This is a genomic window from Gordonia sp. 852002-10350_SCH5691597 (genome assembly GCF_001665715.1).
GTDB lineage: Bacteria > Actinomycetota > Actinomycetes > Mycobacteriales > Mycobacteriaceae > Gordonia > Gordonia sputi.
Genome location: NZ_LZMO01000130.1, coordinates 1 through 791, shown reverse-complemented (window position 1 = coordinate 791; position 791 = coordinate 1). Strand labels below are relative to the sequence as shown.

Here is a 791-nt window from a genome sequence, read left to right as displayed (position 1 = left end):
CAGGGTCACGGCAAAGTCGGTATAGGAACAGCCTGACCAGCTGTTACGTGTGAGTTTGGTGTGACCGGTGTGTCGTGTGGGGCGAGCATGACCAGGTGTTCGAGGATGGAAGTTCTCACACAATCACCTGTCGAAAGCCGGTCATGCTCGCCCGTTCAGTGTCCCCTATCCATGTCATCGATGACAGCGACCCCCTGCTCGGCGAGTTGGCCGAGGTGCCCGCTGCACCCCGGGAGATCGTCGACGCGTTGGCGACCATTCCCGATCCGCGCAAACGGCGCGGCGTCCGACACCCTCTCCTGGAAATTCTGGTCGTCGCCGCCACCGCGGTACTCAGCGGCGCCCGGTCGTTTTCTGCGATCGGCGATTAGGCCGCCGATGCCGGCGTCGAGGTCTTGGCCGCGCTCGACTCCAGTGCCGGTGTGCCCTCGGAATCAACAATCCGCCGCACCCTCGAACGCGTCGACGGCGACACCTTCGACAAGATCGCCAACTCGTGGATGGGATTGCAGTTCAGCAGTATTGACGGTCGACGGATCGTTGCAGTCGACGGCAAGACGTTGCGCGGTAGCGTCGATGACGCTGGGGATCGACCGCATCTGCTCGCCGCGATGGATCACGAGTCGGGAGCGGTGATCGGTCAGGTCGCGGTCGGCGCGAAGACCAACGAGATCCCCAAACTGATCGATCTGCTCGACCCGATCGACATCACCGACATGGTCGTCACCGTCGACGCGCTCCATACCCAACGCGCGACAGCCGACTACATCGTTGATCGCGGCGGGCACTTC

2 protein-coding genes are annotated in these 791 nt (G+C 63.0%); both read left to right on the top strand.

Annotated elements, in window-relative coordinates; all coding sequences use genetic code 11:
- The first annotated feature begins 158 nt into the window (after window positions 1–158).
- Entirely contained in the window at window positions 159–371 is a 213-nt protein-coding gene (locus tag A5777_RS09975; RefSeq protein ID WP_197502341.1) for a transposase family protein, read from the top strand.
- A gap of 24 nt (window positions 372–395) precedes the next feature.
- Window positions 396–791, top strand: a 396-nt coding sequence (locus A5777_RS09970) for an ISAs1 family transposase (protein ID WP_156529342.1), incomplete at its 3' end; no start/stop codon positions are given.